This is a genomic window from Streptomyces noursei ATCC 11455 (genome assembly GCF_001704275.1).
In the GTDB taxonomy this organism is placed as follows: domain Bacteria; phylum Actinomycetota; class Actinomycetes; order Streptomycetales; family Streptomycetaceae; genus Streptomyces; species Streptomyces noursei.
The window spans coordinates 1,484,604-1,505,166 of record NZ_CP011533.1 but is presented as its reverse complement, the minus strand read 5'-3'; the positions used below and the strand labels follow the sequence as shown (position 1 = coordinate 1,505,166).

18 protein-coding genes and 2 pseudogenes are annotated in these 20,563 nt (G+C 72.7%); 6 read left to right on the top strand and 14 right to left on the bottom strand.

Annotated features, from left to right (window positions below):
* Positions 1–14: 14 nt before the first annotated feature.
* The 5 genes from SNOUR_RS06300 to uriH all read right to left on the bottom strand — a co-directional run bounded on the left by SNOUR_RS06300 (position 15) and on the right by uriH (position 4,332).
* Positions 15–692 carry a class I SAM-dependent methyltransferase gene (locus SNOUR_RS06300; protein ID WP_067344558.1) on the bottom strand — a complete coding sequence of 226 codons (678 nt, stop codon included), beginning with the start codon at positions 690–692 and terminating at the stop codon, positions 15–17.
* 105 nt (positions 693–797) lie between these two features.
* A complete protein-coding gene (locus tag SNOUR_RS06295; RefSeq protein WP_067344556.1) occupies positions 798–1,280 on the bottom strand; it encodes a DUF5709 domain-containing protein in 483 nt (160 codons plus the stop codon).
* A 79-nt stretch (positions 1,281–1,359) separates the two neighbouring features.
* The gene (locus SNOUR_RS06290; protein ID WP_067344554.1) at positions 1,360–1,776 is read right to left on the bottom strand and encodes a DUF2795 domain-containing protein; all 417 of its coding nucleotides are present in this window, start codon (positions 1,774–1,776) and stop codon (positions 1,360–1,362) included.
* Between the two features lie 172 nt (positions 1,777–1,948).
* Entirely contained in the window at positions 1,949–3,388 is a 1,440-nt protein-coding gene (gene uriT / locus SNOUR_RS06285; RefSeq protein ID WP_067344552.1) for a uridine transporter UriT, read from the bottom strand.
* A complete protein-coding gene (gene uriH / locus SNOUR_RS06280; protein WP_067344550.1) occupies positions 3,385–4,332 on the bottom strand; it encodes a uridine-preferring nucleoside hydrolase UriH in 948 nt (315 codons plus the stop codon). The genes uriT and uriH overlap by 4 nt, the downstream gene beginning before the upstream one ends.
* Before the next feature lie 332 nt (positions 4,333–4,664).
* Here uriH and SNOUR_RS06275 point away from each other — a divergent pair, with 332 nt between their 5' ends.
* From SNOUR_RS06275 to SNOUR_RS06265, 3 genes are all read left to right on the top strand, one after another.
* Entirely contained in the window at positions 4,665–5,714 is a 1,050-nt protein-coding gene (locus SNOUR_RS06275; protein WP_067344548.1) for a LacI family DNA-binding transcriptional regulator, read from the top strand.
* Positions 5,715–5,797: 83 nt separating this feature from the next.
* Entirely contained in the window at positions 5,798–6,313 is a 516-nt protein-coding gene (locus SNOUR_RS06270) for a lytic polysaccharide monooxygenase auxiliary activity family 9 protein (protein WP_067344546.1), read from the top strand.
* A 257-nt stretch (positions 6,314–6,570) separates the two neighbouring features.
* The gene (locus SNOUR_RS06265; protein ID WP_067344544.1) at positions 6,571–7,518 is read left to right on the top strand and encodes a hypothetical protein; all 948 of its coding nucleotides are present in this window, start codon (positions 6,571–6,573) and stop codon (positions 7,516–7,518) included.
* Positions 7,519–7,695: 177 nt separating this feature from the next.
* On the opposite strand, the gene SNOUR_RS06260 is transcribed toward SNOUR_RS06265, so the two are convergent.
* From SNOUR_RS06260 to SNOUR_RS06245, 4 genes are all read right to left on the bottom strand, one after another.
* Positions 7,696–8,109: a DUF779 domain-containing protein gene (locus SNOUR_RS06260; RefSeq protein ID WP_067344542.1), complete on the bottom strand. Its 414-nt coding sequence runs from the start codon at positions 8,107–8,109 to the stop codon at positions 7,696–7,698.
* A 164-nt stretch (positions 8,110–8,273) separates the two neighbouring features.
* Complete coding sequence (locus tag SNOUR_RS06255; RefSeq protein ID WP_067344540.1) at positions 8,274–9,200, bottom strand: aminoglycoside phosphotransferase family protein; 927 nt, start codon at positions 9,198–9,200, stop codon at positions 8,274–8,276.
* 141 nt (positions 9,201–9,341) lie between these two features.
* Entirely contained in the window at positions 9,342–10,061 is a 720-nt protein-coding gene (locus SNOUR_RS06250; protein WP_067344538.1) for an HAD family hydrolase, read from the bottom strand.
* Positions 10,062–10,288: 227 nt separating this feature from the next.
* Positions 10,289–11,209, bottom strand: coding sequence for a ScbA/BarX family gamma-butyrolactone biosynthesis protein (locus tag SNOUR_RS06245; protein ID WP_067344536.1), 921 nt, complete (start codon positions 11,207–11,209; stop codon positions 10,289–10,291).
* 121 nt (positions 11,210–11,330) lie between these two features.
* On the opposite strand from SNOUR_RS06245, the gene SNOUR_RS06240 reads away from it, so the two are divergent.
* A complete protein-coding gene (locus SNOUR_RS06240) occupies positions 11,331–11,990 on the top strand; it encodes a ScbR family autoregulator-binding transcription factor (protein ID WP_067344534.1) in 660 nt (219 codons plus the stop codon).
* Between the two features lie 24 nt (positions 11,991–12,014).
* Here the strand turns inward: SNOUR_RS06240 and polX are convergent, their stop codons facing one another.
* The 3 genes and pseudogenes from polX to SNOUR_RS06225 form a co-directional block, all read right to left on the bottom strand.
* A complete protein-coding gene (gene polX, locus SNOUR_RS06235) occupies positions 12,015–13,748 on the bottom strand; it encodes a DNA polymerase/3'-5' exonuclease PolX (RefSeq protein ID WP_067344533.1) in 1,734 nt (577 codons plus the stop codon).
* Positions 13,749–13,958: 210 nt separating this feature from the next.
* Positions 13,959–14,405 (bottom strand): annotated as a pseudogene (locus SNOUR_RS06230) (formate dehydrogenase accessory sulfurtransferase FdhD); the annotation flags it as partial.
* Positions 14,405–16,455, bottom strand: a pseudogene (locus SNOUR_RS06225) (FdhF/YdeP family oxidoreductase); the annotation flags it as partial. The pseudogenes SNOUR_RS06225 and SNOUR_RS06230, both read right to left, overlap by 1 nt.
* Positions 16,456–16,732: 277 nt before the next feature.
* Here SNOUR_RS06225 and SNOUR_RS06220 point away from each other — a divergent pair.
* Positions 16,733–17,590, top strand: a complete 858-nt coding sequence (locus SNOUR_RS06220; protein WP_312632070.1) for a Dyp-type peroxidase — start codon at positions 16,733–16,735, stop codon at positions 17,588–17,590.
* The gene (locus tag SNOUR_RS48080; protein WP_162494994.1) at positions 17,587–17,706 is read left to right on the top strand and encodes a bacteriocin family protein; all 120 of its coding nucleotides are present in this window, start codon (positions 17,587–17,589) and stop codon (positions 17,704–17,706) included. The genes SNOUR_RS06220 and SNOUR_RS48080 overlap by 4 nt, the downstream gene beginning before the upstream one ends.
* Before the next feature lie 19 nt (positions 17,707–17,725).
* Here SNOUR_RS48080 and SNOUR_RS06215 read toward each other — a convergent pair whose 3' ends face one another.
* Both SNOUR_RS06215 and SNOUR_RS06210 read right to left on the bottom strand, forming a co-directional pair.
* Positions 17,726–18,712 (bottom strand): alpha/beta hydrolase, encoded by a 987-nt coding sequence (locus SNOUR_RS06215; protein ID WP_067344530.1) that lies wholly within the window; start codon positions 18,710–18,712, stop codon positions 17,726–17,728.
* A 123-nt stretch (positions 18,713–18,835) separates the two neighbouring features.
* Positions 18,836–20,461, bottom strand: a complete 1,626-nt coding sequence (locus tag SNOUR_RS06210; protein WP_067344528.1) for an amidohydrolase — start codon at positions 20,459–20,461, stop codon at positions 18,836–18,838.
* Positions 20,462–20,563: the final 102 nt, after the last annotated feature.

Sequence of the window (20,563 nt, the reverse complement as noted above, 5' to 3'; positions counted from 1 at the left end):
CGAGGACGGCCCGGTCAGCCCCGGCGCCGCACCTTCAGCGCCGCGTCCGTCCGCTGGGCCGGCTGTCCGTCGGGGCCGTGCTGCACCCGCGCGAACTCCTCGCTGAGCTGCACCTCCCACTCCCGTTCGGGGAGCGCGAGGGCCGCCAGCACCTCCTCGGTCGTCGGGAAGCGCTCCATCGGGTGCGCGTGCTCGTGCTCCCACGGCGGCGCCCCGGCGTGCCCGACGACCAGCAGCACCCCGCCGGGCGCCACCGCCGACGCCGCGGTCCGCAGGATCCGCTCCCGGAAGATCTCGCCCGGATTGTGCAGGAACTGCGCCGAGACCAGGTCGAAACCGCCCTCGGGGAACGACATCGTCAGGTCGCGCCGCTGCCAGTCGATGCGGTCGGCGACCCCGGCCGCCGCGGCCTGTTCCGCGGCCCGGCCCAGTGCCACCCCGGACACGTCGACCGCGGTGACCCGCCAGCCCTGCGTGGCCAGCCAGATCGCGTCCGCACCCTCGCCGCACCCCAGGTCCAGCGCGGTGCCCGGGGCCCGGTCACGGACCTCGCGGACCAGTACGACGTTGGGGTTCCCGCTCCATATCCGGTCGCTCTCGGCGTACCGGGCGTCCCAGAACTTCTCGTCGGGGATCGTGTCCGTGCCGCTGCCGCTGCCGCTGCCGCTGCCGCTGCCATGGCCGTGGTTCATGGATGTGCTCTCCTCTTCGTCCGGATCACGGCACAGCGTCCGCCGTACGCCGGCCGTCCGGCAAAGTCCGTTGCCGATCCCGCAACGGACCGGAGGGAGCCTCCGTCAAATCTCGCCCTCGACCACCCCGCCCACGTCGTGGGCGATGTGCACCGCCGCCTCCTCGGCGGACGCCGCACCCCCGTCGATCCCGACATCCCGGGCGATGATGTCGTTGCTGCCGCCACCACGCCAGAAGCCCTCGTCGTAGCTGACGATCCGGCCGGCGCGCTCCTCGCCGACCTGGTCGTCATAGGGCTCGCCGGCGCCGTCCGGCAGATCCCCGATGCCGTCGCCGTCCGGCGCGCAGACGTCCGGCAGCTCGATGGCGAGCCGATGGGCCAGGGACTCGCGGTCGTGCTGCTCCTGCGCGGTGGTCCCCTCGTGGTTCACCACGAACGGGCGCTCCGGCGGCGAATAGCCGGTGTCCAGCGCCTCGTCGAGCCCCGGCTCGTCCAGGGCGTCCTCCATGTCGAGGTCGTTGGGATAGTCCTGCGGATCGGATCTGGGCGGCTGGTAGACCTCGTCGCCCATGGCGTCTTCGGACATTGCCGCCCTCCTCCTCGCCTCCGTGTCGGGTGGTGTCGCGCCCTCAGTGGCATTGTCCGCCAGCGAGCGCTCCTCGGCCTCAGGAGCGCCGGTCCTCGGTGCCCAGCCCGAGCGACTCGGCGATGCCCTGCACATTGCCGTACCGGTGGTGCGCGGGCAGCTGCTCGGCCATCGTGACCAGGCGGTCCGGGGCGTGGTTGCTGCGCAGGGTACGGATGATGTCGTTGCGCTCGGCCGGATAGAGGCTGCGGCCGAGGTACTGCGCCAGTTCGGAGCGCACACCGACGTCGCGTTCGGACATGCCGTGCGGGGTGCCGCCGCGGTAGACGCTCTCCGGCGACGGCGCCGCCACCGGCTGGTCCTCGCCGGCCGGCTCCAGTTCGCGGTTCTCGTCCGCGCGCAGCGAACGGTCCATGGTCAGCTGGCTCCGAAGCTGCTTCTTCATCATGTCGTCCCGGGCGGGACCGGTCTTGTCCATGCCGTGTTCCATGACCATCTGCCTCCGTTGCCTCCTGTTCCAGTCTCCCTTTTCCCCTCGCGCTGACAACACGACGGACGTCGGGGCAGGGTGCCGGGCGCCGGCCGGCCGGTCAGCGGGGGAGGAAACGCGACCGCCCGCCGCCCCGGGGGTCCGGGTGCGGCGGGCGGTCGGTGCGCGGCCCGCGCCGTCAGTCCTGGGCCTCGGCCGCCACCGGCTTCGGGATCAGGAATGACGTCGCGATGGCGAGCGCCAGGATGACCACACCGGCGATCATGCCGGCCGTGTAGCCGCCGGCCGAGGTCGGATCGGCCGGCGCCAGCGCGGTCTTCACCGCGTAGAGCGCCGCGAAGCTCAGACCCGCGCCGAGGTTGAAGGCGCCCGCGTTGAGCCCGGGCAGGAAGCCGGGGTTCTCACCGGGGGAGAGGACGATGCCCAGCCCGTTGAGCACGATGTTGGCCACGCCCGCGTAGGTGACGCCGACCAGCAGCGAGGTCACCAGCAGCAGCCCGTGCGTGTGGCTGTGCATCGTCAGCAGCATCAGCACCACCGACCCCACGGAGCCGAAGAGGCCCAGCCGCAGGATCCGGCCGTAGCCGAAGGTCGCGGCGAGTCGGCCGGCCACCGGGCCCATCGCCAGCCCGGCGAGCGCGTACGGCGTCAGCGTCCACCACGCGGACTGCTCGGCGGACATCCCCAGACCGGCCTGGGCGTCCTGGGCGAAGGCCGGGATCAGCCCGTTCATCACCGCGAACACGCCGGTCATGGTCAGCACCGTGGTCAGCAGCAGCGACCAGGTGGCCCGCTGCTTGAGGTGCCGGGTGGCGACCAGCGGGTGCCCGCTGCGGTTCTCGGTCCGCCAGAACAGCGCGAACGCGGCGGCGGCCAGGACGACCAGCACGGCGATCATCGCCCAGTCGGCGTCGGCCAGCTTCCCGGCCTCGTTCAGCGCGATCAGCAGCGCGCCGACCGAGACCACCAGCAGCGCCACACCCGGCCAGTCCATCCTGGACGCGGTGGCGGCCTTGGACTCCGGGGTCAGGGTCGCCACCAGGGCGGTGGCCACGGCCGCGACGACGCCCATCGCCCAGAAGACCGACTGGAAGCCGTGGTGGTCGGCGAGGTAGCCGCCGGCCAGCGAGTCGACGCCGGCGATACCGCCGTTGACGGCGGTGATCACGCCCAGCAGGGTGCCGTACTTCTTCGGCTCCTTGACCTCGACGCGCAGCATGATCAGGCACAGCGGGACGACCGGCCCGCTCACGCCCTGGATGATCCGCCCGGCGAACAGCATCGGGATGCTGGTCGCCAGCGCGGCGACCACACAGCCGACGGCCATCAGGCCGAGCATGCCGGCCAGCACCCGGCGCCGGCCGAAGACGTCGCCCAGCCGGGGCAGGAACAGCGAGAACAGCGCCGCGGACGTGAAGAACGCGGTCTGGGTCATGCCCACCTCGGCGGAGCTGGCCCCGAGCGAGTCCTCGATGCTCTTCAGCGCCGGGCTGAGCATGCTGGCGTTCAGCTGGAAGGCGAAACAGGCCGCGAGCAGCGCGGTGACCAGCACGCCGATCCGGACGCCTGATCCGCCGCCGGAAACCTCGGTGGTACGTGGTGCGGTGGAGATGTTCATGCCCGGCCTTCGCCGATCCGCTCCAGGGCGTCCACCACGAGGTTCCAGAACCGCTCGTGGTCGAGCTCGACCGCGACCTGGGTGTGGCAGTCGGCCGGTGCCGGCGCCCGGAAGTCGGTGACGGTCATGCCCAGGGTCAGCGCGCCGCGCAGCTCGATGTCGACCGGCGCCTTGCGGACGGTCATCACGTCCGGGTCGATGACGTACGCCACCGCGCACGGGTCGTGCACCGGCGGGTGGTCGAAGCCCTGGTTCTCGCGGTACGCCTCGCGGAAGAAGTCCAGCAGCTCCAGGACGAAGCGGGCCGGCGCGGTGCCGACCGCGGCGATCTTCGCCTCGACCTCGGGGGTGGCCAGCGCCTGGTGGGTGAGGTCCAGGCCGACCATGGTGACCGGCCACTTCTCGTTGAAGACGATGTGCGCGGCCTCGGGGTCGATGATGATGTTGAACTCGGCGACCGCGCTCCAGTTGCCCTCGTGGTAGCCGCCGCCCATCAGGACGACCTCGCGCACCCGCTCGGCGATCCGGGGCTCCTTGCGCACCGCCATGGCGATGTTGGTCAGCCCGGCCGTGGGGACGATGGTGATCTCGCCCGGCTCGTGCGCCATCACGGTGTCGATGATCAGGTCGACGGCGTGCCGGCGGTCCAGCTCGAAGGCCGGCTCGGGCAGTTCGGGCCCGTCGAGGCCGGTCTCGCCGTGGATGTCGGGGGCGGTCTCGATGGACCGGACCAGCGGACGCGGGTTGCCGGCGGCGAACGGCACACCGGTGATGCCGGCGATGGCCGCCACCGACAGCGCGTTGCGGGTCACCTTCTCCAGCGTCTGGTTCCCGACCACGGTCGTCACGGCGACCAGTTCGACGTCGGGATTGCCGTGGGCCAGGAGCATGGCGATCGCGTCGTCATGCCCCGGGTCGCAGTCGAGGATGATCTTTCTGGCCAACGGGAGAGCCCCTTTGCTCTGCGGAACGGTGAAGCGGGGTGAACTCGATCTCTGGGGCGCGCCAGCCAGCGGCGCGGCGTCAGCCGCTCCGGTGGAGCAGGGGCTTGCATCGGGCGCTACCTCGGGAAAACGTTCTCCGGAAATTTCGCTCATGCCACGCGGAGATGTCAATGAAACGTCAAGGAAGTGTGAGGCAGGCGACCTGCTTACCTGCTGGTACGGAGCGCACGGAGCTGGTACGTCTGTGCACGGGCGGTGATAACGTTTGCCGCCATCGTCCGGGGCGGCGCGGTGCGCAGGGCCGCCGTCCCGTAGTGGAAGGGCACGCCGTCGTGGCCGAAGTGACCTTGCGGGACGTCGCGCGGGCGGCGGGTTGCTCCGTCGCCACCGTCTCCCGTGTGCTGGCCGGCACCCGCCCGGTGGGCGCCGAGACCGCGCGCGCCGTACGGGAGGCCGCCGACCGCCTGGGCTATCGCCCCAACGAGGTCGCCCGCGCGCTGCGCAGCCGCTCCACCGGCACCGTCGGCCTGGTCCTCCCGCAGATCACCAACCCGTTCTTCCCCTCCCTCGTCCGGGAGTTGGAGCACGTCCTGCACGCCGAGGGCCGGGCCGTCCTGCTCGCCGACTGCGACGACGACCCGGAGACCGAGGCCGCCCGGATCGGCGCCCTGCTGGGCCGCCGGGTGGACGCCCTGCTGCTCATCCCGGTCGACGAGCGGCGCAGCCGGGAGGCGGTGGCCGCCGCCGCGGCGCAGGTGCCGCTGGTGCTGCTGGACCGGGGCTGCGGCCCCGGCGTCGCCGACTCGGTCGCGGTCGACAACGCGGCCGGGATGGCCCTCGTCCTGGAACACCTCGCCGCCACCGGCCGCCGTCGCCCCTGTTTCATCGGCGCCGCCGGGACCGCCTCCGCGGCGGCCGAACGGCGCGCCGCCTACGCGGCGGGGGTGGCCGCCCTCGACCCGACCGCACCGGAACGCGCGGTGCTCGGCGACTTCTCCGTGGAGTGGGGCCGGGCCGCCGTGGACCGCATCTGGCCCGCCCGCCCGGACGCGGTGGTCTGCGCCAACGACCTGATCGCGGCCGGCGCGCTGCAACGCCTGCGCCAGCTGGGCGCCGACGTGCCCGGCGAGGTCGCGGTCACGGGCTTCGACGACGTCCCGCTGGCCGGCCTGGCCGATCCGGCGCTCACCACGGTCCGTCAGCCGGTGGCCGAACTGGCCGTCGAGGCCGCCCGGTTGCTCACCCGCCGCCCGGCAGCGGCCCCGGCCCCGATCCCCGGCCCCCGCCGTCCGGTCCGCACCGTCCGCCTCGCGCCGGAGTTGGTGGTTCGGGCGTCCAGCGCGCCGGGCGGGGTGCGCGCCGAGCCCTGCGCGACCTCTTGACCGTACGCGGTCAGGACGTTAAGTCTAGACCAATCACCTGGCACACCCTCGCGTCAACCACCCCCCTACGCGAAAGGGTTGACATGAACAAGAAGAGAAGGCTGGCCCTCGCCATAGGCGCCGCCATCGCCCCCCTCCTCGTCGTCGGTCTGCCGGTCGGCTCGGCCAGTGCCCACGGTTACGTCTCCTCGCCGCCCAGCCGGCAGGCCCAGTGCGCCGCCGGCACCATCGACTGCGGCCCCATCAAGTGGGAGCCGCAGAGCGTCGAAGGGCCCAAGGGGCTGACGAGTTGCAGCGGCGGCAACAGCCAGTTCGCCGACCTGGACGACGACTCCAAGCCGTGGAAGGTCACCCCGATCAACAGCAGCCAGACCTTCACCTGGCGGTTCACGGCCCGGCACGCCACCAGCAACTGGCAGTACTTCGCAGGCGGCCAGAAGGTCGCCGAGGTCGACGGCCACGGTGCCCAGCCCCCGGCCGAGGTCTCCCACACCGTCGACTTCGGCGACATCAAGGGCAAGCAGAAGATCCTCGCGGTCTGGAACATCGCCGACACCGCGAACGCCTTCTACGCCTGCATCGACGTCAACATCGGCTAGGTCCCGTCGTCACCTTCCCGTCGTCGCCCGCAGTGCGGCCCCGCGGTGTCCCGTCGTACGGACCCGGCCCGACCCACGCGCCCACTCCACCCCACCCCTCTCCTTTCCCCCGACCCGTCTTCTCCCTGCTCCGCTCACCGTCCCCCACCGTCGCCCCGCGTTCCGTCCCGGACGCGGGGCGACGCCGCTGTCAGGGGCACCCGTTACGATCGGCGCATTCAAGGACCGATGCGGCCGGCCACAGCCGGGAGGAAGAGATGGGTCTGTTCCGCCGAGGACCGAAGCGGGATCCCCGCGGGCTCGCACGCGACGAGGAGTTCAGCTTCTTCTCGGAGCGGGAAGGCCGGGTCTTCAGATCCGAGGTCCGGCAGGCGTTCGCCGAGCACGGTCTGGAGGTCACCGCCTACCCCGGAGTGGTCACCGACTCCGCGGGCCGCCAGTTCGGCCTCGGCAATCTGGCCGCCGTCTGTCACCGCGACCGCCGCGGCGAGCGCTGCTGGCCACGGCTGATCCGCGACCACGTCGGCAAGGTGCTGCGCACCATGGACGGCCCGCAGCCGCTGGAGATCCTCTCCCACGACGAGATCCGGGCCTGCCTCTACCCCCGGATCGTCGCCCAGGAGACGCTGCCCGCCTCCGACGCCTTCCGCTACGGCCACGAACCGGCCCCCGGTTTGCGCGAGGTGCTCGCCCTCGACCTGCCCGAGGCCGTCCAGATGCTCAGCGAGGACTCCCTCAGCGACCTCGGCGACGTGGCCGAGCTGCGCATCCGCGCCATGAACAACCTGCGCGCCCTGCCGGTCGAGGGGCACGAGACGGTCCGGCGCGGCGACGGCTCGGCGTTCGAAGTGCTGCTCGGCGACTCCTTCTTCACCGCGAGCCGGGTACTCGTCCTCGACGACCTGGTCGAACGCCTCATGGGCACCACCCTCACCCGGGACGGCGCCCTGGTCGCCCTGCCCTTCCGTCATCAGCTGGCGTTCCACCGCATCCACGACGCCCAGGTCATCCCGGCGCTCCAGGCCATGGCGCAGTTCGCGGCGGCCGGCCACGAGGACGCGGCGGGCGCGATCAGCCCCCGGGTGTACTGGTGGCGCCGCGGGATGATGACACCGCTGAGCGAACCGGACGGCGACGGCCTGCGGGTGGTGGTCGACATGGAGTTCCAGGACATGTTGGAGCGCCTGGTGCAGGACGAGCCGTAGCCGCCCGGGCCCCCGTCGGGGCCGGGCTCCCGGCCCGGAAAAAATTCCTTCGCGAAATCTTCGCCCGAGGGGAACCCCGACCGCCCGCACTCCGTTATTCCCAGTGAGACCCCGCGTTCTCCCCCGTGCGCGGGGTCTCACCATTGCCGCGTGCGCCTGCCGCCGCCCGTGCGGGCCTCACTCGCCGAGCCGGGCCCGCTCCTCGTCGGTGAAGAGCCGCGAGCGGATCAGGAACCGCACCCCCTCCGGCGCCTCCAGCGAGAAGCCGCTGCCCCGTCCCGGTACGACATCCACCGTCAGATGCGTGTGCCGCCAGCGGGCGAACTGGTCGGCCGACATCCAGAACCCCACCGTTTCGGGCACGCCGTCCACCGCCAGCCGCTCCAGCAGCACATCGGACGCGCCGGTACGGAACTCCCCGGCCGGGTAGCACATCGGTGCGCTGCCGTCGCAGCAGCCGCCGGACTGATGGAACATCAGCGGCCCGTGCTGCTCCCGCAGCGACCGCAGCAGCGCGGCGGCGGAGTCGGTCAGCGCGATCCGCGCGGCGTCCCGCGGGAGGCCGGTGTCCTGCTCGTCCGTGTCGTTCACGTGCTGCCCCTTCGTCGGCCGGTCACGACGGGCGCGGTCCCCTGCCGGGCGGGGGAGTGCCCCGCCCGGCAGCATGGCAGAAGGCCGCCGCGCCGCGGAACACGGCGCGGCGGCCCGGGCGGTGACGACGGCTCACGCCCCACCGCGGTGCCTCATCGGCCGCGTCACATCCGGTGCTCCAGCAGTGCGGTGGCGATGGCGACTTGGTCCGGTTCGAGGGCGGACTCGCCGTCCTCGACGTCCCACAGGGCGTTCTGCAGGACCCGGCCGAGCGTCCAGCCCGCGGCCCGTTCGCGGTCCAGGCCCACCACCTCGGTCAGCAGGTCGAAGCGGCGCAGCACCGCCCGCCGGACGTCGCCGGTCGCCACCACGTCCTCCCACCGGTTGACCAGGGCGGGCAGCAACTCGAAGCCGGGGTCGCCGGCCAGCGGTTCGGGGTCGATGGCGAGCCACGGCTCCCGTTCGGCGGCCAGCACGTTGTCGTAGTGCAGGTCCCAGTGCAGCAGCCGGTCCCCGCTCTCGCCGAGCAGCCCGGCCACGGCGGACGCGCAGGTGCGCACCAGCCGCCGCTCCGCCGGGTCGTGCAGTGCGCGGACGGCCTGCGGGGTCTGGTCGAGCATGGCGGCGGCGAGGTCGGCGAGCTGCCGCAGCCCCGCCGGGGCGGGCACCGCCACCAGCCGCGCCATCAGCTCGGCCAGGATCCGCAGCGCCTCGTTGTCGTCGGGCACCGCCGACAACGGCCGGCCGGCGTCCAGCCGTTCCAGCAACTGGGTGGCGCTCGCCTCGTCGTGGTCGAGCAGGCGGACGATGCCGTTGCCGCGCCAGGCCCGCAGGCCCGGCGTGGCGCCGGCGGTCTCCTCGCGCGGCCGTTGGAGCTTGAGCGCGGCCGGCGTCGCGTCCGCCCGCCGCACCGGCAGGACGAGCGAGGCCATGCCGTACCGGGCGGGGCCGTCCGGCCGCAGTGCCCAGCGGTCGAGGAACGCCGCGCCCAGCGCGGGCAGCTCGGCCAGCCAGGCACGCTCCGCGGCGCCGTGCGCACCGTAGGACGCGACGAACGCGTCGGGGACGTCGATCAGGGCCGACGTGGTCATCGGGAAGTCTCCTTCGTGGATCCGGATCAGGGATGCGGGAACGAAGGAGGTGGCGGGGGTGCCCGGGCCGCGGGCAGGCGTCAAAGCATGCCCCCACCCTAACCCGCCCGGGCGACGAGGCGTCCGGGCGCCGGTCGGGGGTTACGGCGTGCCGTTCCTGGCGGAGCCCGGCCCGGAGCCCTGGGCCGGGATGCGGGCCCCCGCCCAGCCCTGCACGGCCGGCTCCTCCAGGGAACGGACCCACCAGTCGGCCAGCGCGTCGGCCGGCCCGGCGGGCCGCGGGCCGACGCCGATCACCCGCAACCCCGCGGCCGCGGCGGCCTGGATGCCGCAGTGCGAGTCCTCGACGGCCAGCGCGCGGGCCGGTTCGACCCCGCAGAGCCGGGCCGCGGTGAGATAGACGTCCGGATACGGCTTGGGTCTGGTGGTGGCGTCGGGGACCACGACATGGTCGAAGTACCGCCGCAGCCCGGCCACGTCGAGGCAGGACTCGACGACCTCCAGCGGGCAGTTGCTGGCCACCGCCAGCGGTGCGAACTGCGCGGCCGAGCGCACCAGTTCGGGGGCGCCGGGCATGGTCGTCGGATGTGCGGCGACGCGCTGCCGGAAGCGGTCGAGCAGTGCCGCGGTCAGCTCCTCGGTCAGCTCCGGCCGGCCGACGGACTCGGCCATCAGCCGTCCGCACGCGGTGTAGTGCAGGCCCCGGGCCTGTTCCGAGAAGCCGGGCGCGGGGGCGTGGCCGTACTCGCGCAGCACCGTGTCACGGGCGTCCACCCAGTGGCGTTCGGTGTCCATCAACGTGCCGTCGCAGTCGAAGACCACGGCGGCTGGGGTCCAGGAAAGGATGCGGTGTGCGGTCATCCGAGGTTCCGTTCCGATGGGCCCGGCGGGCGGCGACGTGACCGGTCGCCTCGGAAGGCAGGACGGTGTCGGTGCGCGGCCGCGGCAGCGGGCTGAGGGGTTCCGGCGGAGGGCGGCTCCCGGACCGGGAGACCTGGGCGCGCTCGGCGTCGGAAAATAACGATCGTTACGTTACGGACGGCCGTACAGCAGGGTCAATAGGTCGATAAATGTCCATATTTTATGCCCTATGGGTAACTGAGGGTGCCATAGGCCGTTGGTGTGCCGTCCTGGACGACGCGGAACACCCAGGTCGAGTGGTGACCGATGCACAGCACCCGTGCGGGCGGGGCGAGTTCGGTGAACCTGACCGCCTTCAGGCGCCCGGCGCACGGTCGGGCCAGCGTGCCCCGGCTGCGGTGGGCCACGGCCTGCCGCGCGGCCTCCAACAGCACGATCCCCGGCGTGTGGTCGGTGGGGTGGTCGAAGAGGAACGGGTGCAGCGGGTCGGCCGGCGCCACCAGTAACCCGTCCCCGTCCTCGGCGAGTACCGCGTCCTGGGGGTGGTTCACCGTCAGCGCGGCGGCTTCCGGCCGGTGCGCCGTCGTCCGGGGCAGGGGCGACGCCGGGCCGGGTGCGCTCCGCGCCCGCAGCGCGGTGTAGCCCGCCCCGTCCACGAACCGCACCCCGCCGCCGCCCCGGCCGAACACCGCTCCGCGGGAGGCGAAGGCGACGTCCAGCCGCAGGCCGGTGACGGAGCCGTCCCGGGCCCGTCGGACGTCGCTCACCCTGGCACGGCAGGTGACCTCGGTCGCGCCGGGCCCGGCCGGCGGCTCGCTCTCCGGGCGCAGGCGGAAATACAGGTCGGTGATGATCGCGTGGCACGCCGCCGGCACCCCGTGGAACCGCAGCGGGACGTACAGCCCGAGTTGACGCAGGGTCTCCACCAGGACCAGCGGGCTGTGCCGCTGCGACCCGTCGCGGGGGAACGTCGTATGGGCGCGCGGCCAGGACGCCGCCGCCTCGAAGGCGTCCGCGGCGTCCGCCCGCCGGACGTCCGTGAGGAGGACCTCCGCCACGGAGGTCCGGTGCACCAACTCCCGCTCGACGGTGCGGGACCGGCTGAGCGGTCCGCGCTCGCCGACCGTGCCGACAGATGACGTATTCATATGACTAGGGAATATCGAAATTCGAACATGCGCACCGTGAGGAAGTCGCGACCGGCATCGCGAATCGGCGGCGGCCGACCGCGGTAGATTTCCTGCAGCTGGCACGAGGACGACATCTGAGGTGCACGTGCAGACCCGGGCGAAGACGACGCGTAGGTTCCTGCTGGAAGCGGCCGCCACCCTGTTCGACGAACGGGGCTATGCCGGGACGAGCATCAGCGATATCAGCGCGCATTCCGGCCGCACCAGCGGCGCGATCTATTTCCACTACGCCAGCAAGGAGAAGCTCGCCCTCGCCATCGTCGAGGAGCACTTCGCCACCTGGCCGCAGTTGATCAGCCGCTATCGACAGCCCGGAGTGCCCGCTCTGGAAAAACTCGTCGGGCTGAGTTTCGAGGTGGCCCGGGCGTTCCGGGACGACATCGTGGTCCGCGCCGGGGCCCGCCTCTGGGCGGAGCGCAAGGCCATCGAGACCCAGCTCCCGGCGCCGTTCCTCGGCTGGATCGAAGCCGTCACCCAGCTGCTCGAAGAGGCCGAGCGCGACGGCGAACTCGCCGTCGGAGTACCGCCCGCCGCCACCGCGCACGGCGTCGTCTGCGCCTTCTTCGGCCTGCACACCGTCTCCGACGCGCTGGAGGGGCGGCGCAACATCGAGGAGCACCTGGGCGATCTGTGGCTGCTGCTGCTCCGCGGACTCCAGGCCGAACCGGACCCCGCGGCGCTGCTTGACCGGGTGCGCCGGCGGGCCCGCGGCCGGCGAGCGGCGGCCGAGCCCGCCTGACGGGGTGGCGGATCCGGCCGGTCGCTACGACCGGCGGGCGCCGCCGCGCAGGAAACGCCGCAGTTCGGTGAGCGGCCAGGTGTTGATGATGTCGTCCTTCGTGAGCCAGCCGCGCTGTGCCGTGCCGACTCCGTAGCGCATATAGGGCAGATGCGTGGTGGAGTGGGCGTCGGAGTTCACCGCGAATTTCACGCCGTGCCGCTTGGCCCGCAGGATGTCCTCGTCGCTCAGGTCCAGCCGCTCGGGATGGGCGTTGATTTCCAGCGCGGTGCCGGTCCGCGCACAGGCTTCGAATACCGCGTCGAAGTCCGCGTCGATTCCCGGGCGTTTGCCGATCAGACGCGTGGTGGGGTGCCCGATGATCGAGACATGGGGATTCTCGCAGGCGCGCACCAGGCGGCGGGTGAGCGCCTGCCGGCTCTGGTTGAAGTGGGAATGCACCGAGGCCACACAGAGGTCGAATTCCGCCAGGAACGCATCGGGCCAGTCGACGTCCCCGTCCGGGCCGATGTTGAGTTCGGTGCCGTGCAGCAGCCGCATGCCGCGGTGCCTGCGGTCCAGGGCGCGCACCGCTTCGCGCTGCGCGAGCATCTTCTCGTCGGTCATCCGCTGCATGTAGAGGTTCGGGGCGTGGTCGGTGACCGCGTAGTACTTGTAGCCCCGGGCGGCGGCCGCGGCGACCATCTCCGCCAGTGGGGAGAGGCCGTCGGTGAGGTCGGTGTGGGTGTGCAGATCGCCCCGGATGTCGCCCTCGGCCACCAGGTCGGGCAGCTCGCCCCGTAGGCCGGCGGCGATCTCGCCCCGGTCCTCGCGCAGCGGCGGCGCGATCCACGGCAGCCCCAGCCTGGCGTAGATCTCCTCCTCCGTCTCCGAGGCGACCAACTCCCCGCTCCCGCTGTCGAAGAGGCCGTACTCGGACAGCTTGAGCCCGTGCCGCACCGCGATCGCGCGGGTGCGGATGTTGTGCGCCTTGGCCCCCGTGAAGTACTGGAGCCCCGCGCCCCAGGAGGCGGGCGGCAGCACCCGCAGATCCACCTGGAGGCCCTTGGTGGTGCGGATCGAGGTCTTCTTCGCGCCGTGTGCGATGACCTCGGCGGTGGACGGGAGCTCCGCCAGCGCGGTCATGAACGGCGCGGACCGCTCGGCCGCCACCAGGATGTCGATGTCCCCGATCGTCTCCCGCATCCGGCGCAGCGACCCCGCGTAGGCGCACCGCTCGCACCCGGTGATCCGGGACAGCTCCGCGGTGATCTGCTCGGCGACGTCCATCGCAGCACTGATCAGGATCCGCCCGCCGCCCGCCTTCTGGAGCAGCGAGATGCCGTGCAGGATGTTCTCCTCGGTCTTCTCGCCGAACCCCTTCAGATCCCGCAACCGCTGCGCGTGCACGGCGTCCAGCAGCTGGTCCACCGAGGTGATGCCGAGGTCCTCGTAGAGCACCATGGCCTTCTTCGGGCCCAGCGTGGGGATGGCGATCAGCTCCCGCACCCCCGCCGGGATCGCCGCCCTGGTCTCCTCGATCACCGAGACCCGGCCGGACCGCAGGTACTCCACCACCTTCTCCGCGATCGACGCCCCGACGTGCGGAATCTCCCGCAGCCCCGGCGCGTCGAGCTTCGAGACGTCGGCGGGATGGCCCCCGATGGCCCGGGCGGCCTTCTCGTACGCCCGGGCCTTGAAGGCGTCACCACCACTGATCGCGATGAGGTCGGCGTACTCCTGGAGCAGCGCCTCGACCTCCTCGTTGGCGCGGACCATACCTCCAGGGTGCCCCGGTCCCACCGGCGCGGCATACGAAGGACGCGGGCCCCGCGCGGGGCATCAGGAGCCCGGAGGGCGCGCGAGGCGCTCCAGGACCGCCGCGGTGTCGGTGCGCCGCGCCGTCTCCACCAGGGCGCGGGCCATGAAACCGATCAGGGTCACTCCGCTCTCCTCGGCGAAATCCACGGCGAGGGAGGACGGGGCGGAGACGGCCGCCAGCACCTCCGGAGAGGTCCGCAGCGGGTCCTCGGCGACGCTCCAGGCCGCCGCGGTGCGCACCGCGTCCAGGCTCGCCCTGCCGCACAGCCCGCAGGAGGAGGTGGTGTAGACGTGGCGCTCCGACGAGGCGTCGGGGGCGGCCACGCCGGGGGCGAGGACGACGTCCACCACGTTGTAGGTGTTGCCGCCGTCGGCCGTGGCCCCGGCGCAGTACCGGATCCCGGCGATGTCGTCGGCGCCGCGCAGCACCCCCTCGCTCACCAGGAACCCGGCCGCGAGGTCGAAGTCGTGACCGGGGGTGCGCATGGTCACCGCCAGCGGACGCCCGCCGACCCGGATCTCCAGCGGCTCCTCGCCGGCCAGGGTGTCGGGGCGGCACGAGGCCACCCCCGCGCGCAGGCGCAGCACCCGCCGCCGTGCGGTCCCCCGGCCCATCACCGGCTCCCCGGACGGTCGGCGGGGGACCGGCGGACGCCGGCGGGGTCCAGCCGGACCAGGGCCCCCTTCGAGGTGCGCGTGTTGCTGATGTCGGCCACGCTGTCGAGGGGGACCAGGACGTTGGCCTCCGGGTAGTAGGCGGCGGCCGAGCCGCGCGCCGTGGGGTAGGAGACGGCCACGAACCCCTCCGCGCGGCGCTCCACACCGTCGTGCCAGACGCTCACCAGGTCCACCAAGGCGCGGTCGGCGAGGCCGAGGGCGTCCAGGTCGGCGGGGTTGACGAGGACGACCCGGCGGGCGTGGTGGATGCCGCGGTAGCGGTCGTTCGGCGCGTACGGGACGGTGTTCCACTGGTCGTGCGAGCGCAGGGTCTGCAGCAGCAGATGGCCCTTGGGGACGTGCGGCATCGTGAAGGCGTTGCGGGTGAAGACGGCCTTGCCGCTCGGGGTGCGGAAGACCCGCCGGTTGACGGGGTTGGGCAGCCGGAAGCCGCCGGGCGCCGCCATCCGGGCGTTGAAGTCCTCGAAGCCGGGCACGACGCGGGCGATCCGGTCGCGGATGGTGCCGTAGTCCGCCTCGGACTCCTCCCAGGGGACGGCCGGATCGGCGCCCAGGGTCCGGCGGGCCAGCCGGGCGATGATCGCGACCTCGCTGAGCAGGTGCGGGGAGGCGGGCGGCAGCTTGCCGCGGGAGGCGTGGACCTCGCTCATGGAGTCCTCGACGGTGTAGAACTGCACGCCGGTGGCCTGCACGTCCCGGTCGCCGCGGCCCAGGGTCGGCAGGATCAGGGCGGTGTCGCCGCACACGGTGTGCGACCGGTTCAGCTTGGTGGAGATGTGGGCGGTGAGCCGGCACCGCCGCATGGCCGCCTCGGTGACGTCGCTGTCGGGGCTGGCCCGTACGAAGTTGCCGGCGACGCCCAGGAAGACGGTGGCCGTGCCGTCGCGCATGGCCCGGATGCCGTCGACCGAGTCCAGCCCGTGCCGGGTGGGCGGGGTGAAACCGAACTCGCGGCCCAGCGCGTCGAGGAACTCCCGCGGCATCCGCTCCCACACGCCCATGGTGCGGTCGCCCTGCACATTGCTGTGGCCCCGCACGGGCACACCCCCGCCCCGGGGCGGCCGAGGTTCCCGCGCAGCATCAGGAAGTTGACGACCTCGCGGATGGTGGGCACGCCGTGCTTGTGCTGGGTTCAGCCCCATCGCCCGGCAGACGATCACGCTCCTGCTCGCCAGCACCATCTGGTGCACCTCCTCGATCTCCTCGCGGGCCAGCCCGGTGGCGGCCCGGACGTCGTCCCAGGAGGTCGTGCGGACGTGCCCGGCGAAGTCGGCGAAGCCGGTGCTGTGGGCCCGCACGAAGTCGTGGTCGAGCACGGTGCCCGGCGCGGCGTCCTCGGCCTCCAGCAGCAGCCGGTTCAGGGCCTGGAACAGGGCGAGGTCGCCGCCGGCGCGGATCTGCAGGAACCGGTCGGCGATCGGGGTGCCGCGGCCGATCACGCCGCGCGCCTTCTGCGGGTGCTTGAAGCGGATCAGGCCGGCCTCGGGCAGTGTGTTGACCGCGACGACCTTCCCGCCGTTGCGCTTGGTCTCCTCAAGGGCGGTGAGCATCCGGGGGTGGTTGGTGCCCGGGTTCTGCCCCACCACGAAGACCAGGTCGGCGTGGTGGATGTCGTCCAGGAGACGCTGCCCTTGCCGATGCCCAGCGTCTCCTGGAGGGCGGACCCGCTGGACTCGTGGCACATGTTGGAACAGTCGGGCAGGTTGTTGGTGCCGTAGGCGCGGGCGAACAGCTGGAGGAGGAAGGCGGCCTCGTTGTTGAGCCGCCCGGAGGTGTAGAACAGCGCCTCGTCGGGGGAGCCCAGCGCCCGCGGCTCGCGGGCGACCAGGTCCAGGGCCGCGTCCCAGCCGATCGGCTCGTAGTGGTCGGCGCCCGGGCGCTTGACCATCGGCTCGGTCAGTCGGCCCTGCCGATTGAGCCAGTAGTCGGACCGGCTGCCCAGGTCGGCCACGGAGTGGGCGCGGAAGAACGCGCGCCCACGTCTTCGGCGCCGTCACCGACAGGTCGTCCTTCGGATCCTCGATCGGGCCTTCGACGGTGCTCATGGCCTGCTCGGCCCCCTTCCGCCCCCTGCTGACGCGTCCGGCGCACAGGCCGGCGCCGGTCGGCGGAAAAGGGCGTCCGGTGCCTGAATTCGCCCTTTCCGGACGCTTTCTGATCCGCCGCCGCATCAGTCTCCGTTCGCCCGCGGAAGGAAGTCAAAGAGGTGTTTCTTCTGGGGTGATAAGGAGCGCCTCTCACGCGCTCCGGGCCGTGCGCAGGCCGTGCGCAGGCCGTGCGCAGGACGTGCGCAGCGCGCCCGCACTGCGCACGACTCCGGCCGCACATACGCTGACTCCGACCCCACCGTCCAGTTTGTCCGTCATTTCCCATCCCTCCCGGGAGTCCCGTGGTCACCCCGCCTGTTCCACGTCCGCGCCCGGCGGACGGACCTCTGCTTCGAGCTGTCCCGGCTGATCGTCGAGCGGCTGGGCGCCGCCGCGACCGTCGTCGACGAGGTCCACGGCTTCCGGTACTTCGAGGCGCGCGACCTGCTGGGATTCGTCGACGGCAGCGAGAGCCCGCGGGGCGCGGCGGCGGCCGAGGCGGTGTTCGTGGGCGACGAGGACGCGCAGTTCCGCGGCGGCAGCCATGTGATCGTGCAGAAGTACCTGCACGACCTGGCGGCCTGGCAGTCGCTCACCGTCGAGCAACAGGAACGGGCCGTCGGACGCACCAAGTCGACCAATGTGGAGCTGCCCGACGACATCAAGCCGGCCGACTCGCACGTCGCACTCAACACGATCGTCGACGACGACGGAGCCGAGCGGAAGATCGTGCGCGAGAACATGCCGTTCGGGACCATCGGCCGCGGCGAGTTCGGCACCTACTTCATCGGCTACGCCCGTACCCCCGAGGTGACCGAGCGGATGCTCGCCAACATGTTCCTCGGCGACCCGCCGGGCAACACCGACCGCATCCTGGACTTCTCCACGGCGGTGACCGGCGGTCTCTTCTTCGTGCCGAGCACCGACCTGCTCGACTCCCCGCCCGCCCCGCCCACCGGCGCCGCATGCTCCGCCGCCGTCCCCCGCGGCGGCTCCCTCGGCATCGGCGGCATGAGAGGAGCCCCGGCGCCATGACGCCTTCCGACCCCCTCGCCACCCCGAACAACCTGCACCGCGAACTCGCCCCCGTCACCCCGGCGGCCTGGACGAGGCCGTCGTCGTGCTGGAGCACTGAAGCGCTGGAGCGGTGAAGCGCCGCCCGGCCCCGCGTCAATCGCCGCTGCTCGCGCCCAAGAGCCTGCGCAGCCAGTTCAGATGTGCGGCCAGGGCCGCCCGGGACAGCCGTGCCCGCGGGACCAGGTCGGCGAATCCGTGGAAGCCGCCGGGCCAGACGTGCAGTTCGGCCACGCCGCCCGCCTGCCAGATGCGGTTGGCGTAGGCGACGACCTCGTCGCGGAAGGTCTCCGCGGTGCCGACGTCCAGGAAGGCCGGCGGCAGGCCCGTGAGATCCTCGGCGCGGGCGGGCGCGGCGTACGGGGACACGTCCGGGCCGCCGCGCGAGGCGCCGAGCAGCGCCGTCCAGGCGGTTTCGTTGGCCGAACGGTCCCAGACGCCGAGGCCCGCCATCTGGTGGGCGGACGGCGTGTCGTTGCGGTCGTCCAGCATGGGGCACATCAGTAACTGACCGATCGGCCGCGGGCCCTCGCGGTCGCGGGTGAGCAGCGCCAGCGCCGCGGCGAGACCGCCGCCCGCGCTGGTGCCCGCGACCACGATCCGGTCCGCGTCGGCGTCGAGCTCCCCGGCGTGCGCCGCCGTCCAGACCAGCCCGGCGTAGACGTCCTCGATCGGCGCGGGGTGCGGATGCTCCGGTGCCAGCCGGTACTCCACCGAGACGACGACCGCGTCCAGTTCGGCGGCCAGGGCCAGTGGCACGGTCATGCCGTCCCTGTTGTTTCCGACGACCATGCCGCCGCCGTGCACGTAGTACAGGAGCGGGCGGGGGCGGGCGGGTGCCGGTCCGGTGGGGCGGCAGATCAGGAGGGAGATGTCCGGGCCGTCCGCGGGCCCGGGCGCCCGTCGGTCCTCGACGTGGAAGGCCCCGTCCATGGTCAGGTCGACCTCGGCCATCGGGTCCGCCCCCGGGCCGTCGCGGAGGGCTTCGATGTCCTCGACGGACAAGCCGGTCGTGAGCACGTCCTTCATCGACTCCAGGCTCGCGGCGAGTTCGGGGTCGAACGGCGGCGGAGCTGTCGGCATGGCTTCTCCTCACGCGTGGTCGTCACGCCCGTGGGCGTCATGTCGGACCCATCATCACTTCGACCTCGTGCGTGAACCAGAGGGCCCCTCGGCACCGGCCGCCCCTGCCCGAAACGCGGCCTCCTACCGCGTGCCGGCCGGTGCGGCCGTGACCGTGCGACCGCCGACGAGGGTGTGGGTGGGGTCGAGGTCGCGCAGGGTGTCGGCGGGGCAGTGGGCGGGGTCCCGGTCCCAGATCGTGAGGTCGGCCAGGCGGCCCGGGGTGAGGGTGCCGCGCAGGTGCTCCTCGCCGAGCAGGCGGGCGGCCCGGGTGGTGTGCAGGGCGACGGCCTCGTCGTAGCTGATGGCGTGCTCGGGGCCCTGGACGCCGATGACGGTCTGCCGGGTGGTCATGCCCCAGACGGAGCGCATCGCGCCGAACCGGCCGACGGGGAAGTCGGATCCGGCGGCGACCAGGGCGCCCTGGTCGAGCCAGCCGCGGGCGGGGAAGAGGCGCGCGACGCGCTCCGGGCCCCAGAACCCCAACTCCACCTCGGCGGTGTCGTGCAGCAACGGCTGCTGGAGGGTGACGGGAATGCCCAGGGTGACGGCGCGGGCACGCTGCTCCGGGCCGGCCAGGCCGCCGTGCTCCATCACCAACGTGCCGGCGGGCAGGCCGGGGTGGCGTTCGAGGACGCGCTCGTAGACGTCCAGCAGGACGCGGACCGCGCGATCGCCGTAGGCGTGCGTGCCGACCCGCCAACCACGGCGGACCACCGCCTCCACGGCCTCGACCAGTGCGTCGGGTTCCCACGTCAGCGTTCCGGAGAAGGTGTGGTCGCAGGCGTAGGGCTCCTCGGTGGCCCCGGCCTCCAGCCCGCCGTCGAGGCCGAACTTCACGCCCCACACCGACAGCCACGGGTCACAGCCGTGGCGCCAGTCCGCCATGGCGTCGAGCAGCTCCTCCACCTGGGCCGCGGAGGTCAGGCCGAGCGCCGAGATCAGGGCCCGCACCCGGGTGCTCAGCGCCCCCGCCTCCCGGGCGGCCAGCAGCGTCGCGTAGTCGTCGGGGGTGACCGCGCAGTCCCGCACGGTGCCGATGCCGGTGGCGGCGTACTGACCGCTGGCCAGGCGCAGGCCGGCGATCCGCCGGGCCCGGTCGGGGGCCGGGAGGAGGCGTTCCACCAGGGGCAGGGCGTTGTCGATCAGTCGGCCGTCGAGCCGACCGTCGGCGCCCCGGCCGATCACACCGCCCGGCGGTACGGGCGTGTCCTCGGTGATGCCCGCCAGGCGCAGCGCGTAGCTGTTGACGACGTCGTTGTGGCCGCCGCGCTTGACCAGGACCGGATGGCGGTCGGTGGCCCGGTCGAGCTCCGCCGCGGTGGGCAGGCGCCGCTCGGCCAGATTGAGCTCCTGCCAGTTGGTGGTGGTGCGGATCCACTCGCCCTCGGGCGTGGTCTCGGCCCGCTGCCGGATCAGGTCCAGGAACTCGGCGAGGGTGCGGGCCTGGTGGACGGGAACGTCGTACGCCCCGTGGGCCGCGAAGATCAGGTGCGTGTGGGTGTCGTCGAACGCGGGCAGCACGGTGGCGCCCGGCAGGTCGTGGACCGTGGTGCGCGCACTCACCCATGCGTCGAGGCCGTGGGGGTCGGGCGAGAGGGCCGCGATGCGGTCGCCCCGCACGGCCAGCGCCCGCTGCGGGGCCTGGCCGGGGACCAGCGTGTGCACCGCCGCGGCCCGGATCAGCAGATCGGCTCCCTGCTCGGTCATCGTCGTCTCCACCGCCGTCTCGCATAGTCGTCGTGACGAGACCGTTGTAGAAGCAGATCGCCGATTCACCCACATCTGGCACCCAGCTGCACAGAAAACACG

Excerpts from the sequence above, each read along its gene's own strand:
- SNOUR_RS06300 (WP_067344558.1), bottom strand. The coding sequence starts at position 692 with ATGAACCACGGCCATGGCAGCGGCAGCGGCAGCGGCAGCGGCAGCGGC.
- SNOUR_RS06295 (WP_067344556.1), bottom strand. The coding sequence starts at position 1,280 with ATGTCCGAAGACGCCATGGGCGACGAGGTCTACCAGCCGCCCAGATCC.
- SNOUR_RS06290 (WP_067344554.1), bottom strand. The coding sequence starts at position 1,776 with ATGGTCATGGAACACGGCATGGACAAGACCGGTCCCGCCCGGGACGAC.
- uriT (WP_067344552.1), bottom strand. The coding sequence starts at position 3,388 with ATGAACATCTCCACCGCACCACGTACCACCGAGGTTTCCGGCGGCGGA.
- SNOUR_RS06270 (WP_067344546.1), top strand. The coding sequence starts at position 5,798 with ATGAACAAGAAGAGAAGGCTGGCCCTCGCCATAGGCGCCGCCATCGCC.
- SNOUR_RS06265 (WP_067344544.1), top strand. The coding sequence starts at position 6,571 with ATGGGTCTGTTCCGCCGAGGACCGAAGCGGGATCCCCGCGGGCTCGCA.
- SNOUR_RS06255 (WP_067344540.1), bottom strand. The coding sequence starts at position 9,200 with ATGACCACGTCGGCCCTGATCGACGTCCCCGACGCGTTCGTCGCGTCC.
- SNOUR_RS06250 (WP_067344538.1), bottom strand. The coding sequence starts at position 10,061 with ATGACCGCACACCGCATCCTTTCCTGGACCCCAGCCGCCGTGGTCTTC.
- SNOUR_RS06245 (WP_067344536.1), bottom strand. The coding sequence starts at position 11,209 with ATGAATACGTCATCTGTCGGCACGGTCGGCGAGCGCGGACCGCTCAGC.
- polX (WP_067344533.1), bottom strand. The coding sequence starts at position 13,748 with ATGGTCCGCGCCAACGAGGAGGTCGAGGCGCTGCTCCAGGAGTACGCC.
- SNOUR_RS48080 (WP_162494994.1), top strand. The coding sequence starts at position 17,587 with ATGACGCCTTCCGACCCCCTCGCCACCCCGAACAACCTGCACCGCGAA.
- SNOUR_RS06215 (WP_067344530.1), bottom strand. The coding sequence starts at position 18,712 with ATGCCGACAGCTCCGCCGCCGTTCGACCCCGAACTCGCCGCGAGCCTG.
- SNOUR_RS06210 (WP_067344528.1), bottom strand. The coding sequence starts at position 20,461 with ATGACCGAGCAGGGAGCCGATCTGCTGATCCGGGCCGCGGCGGTGCAC.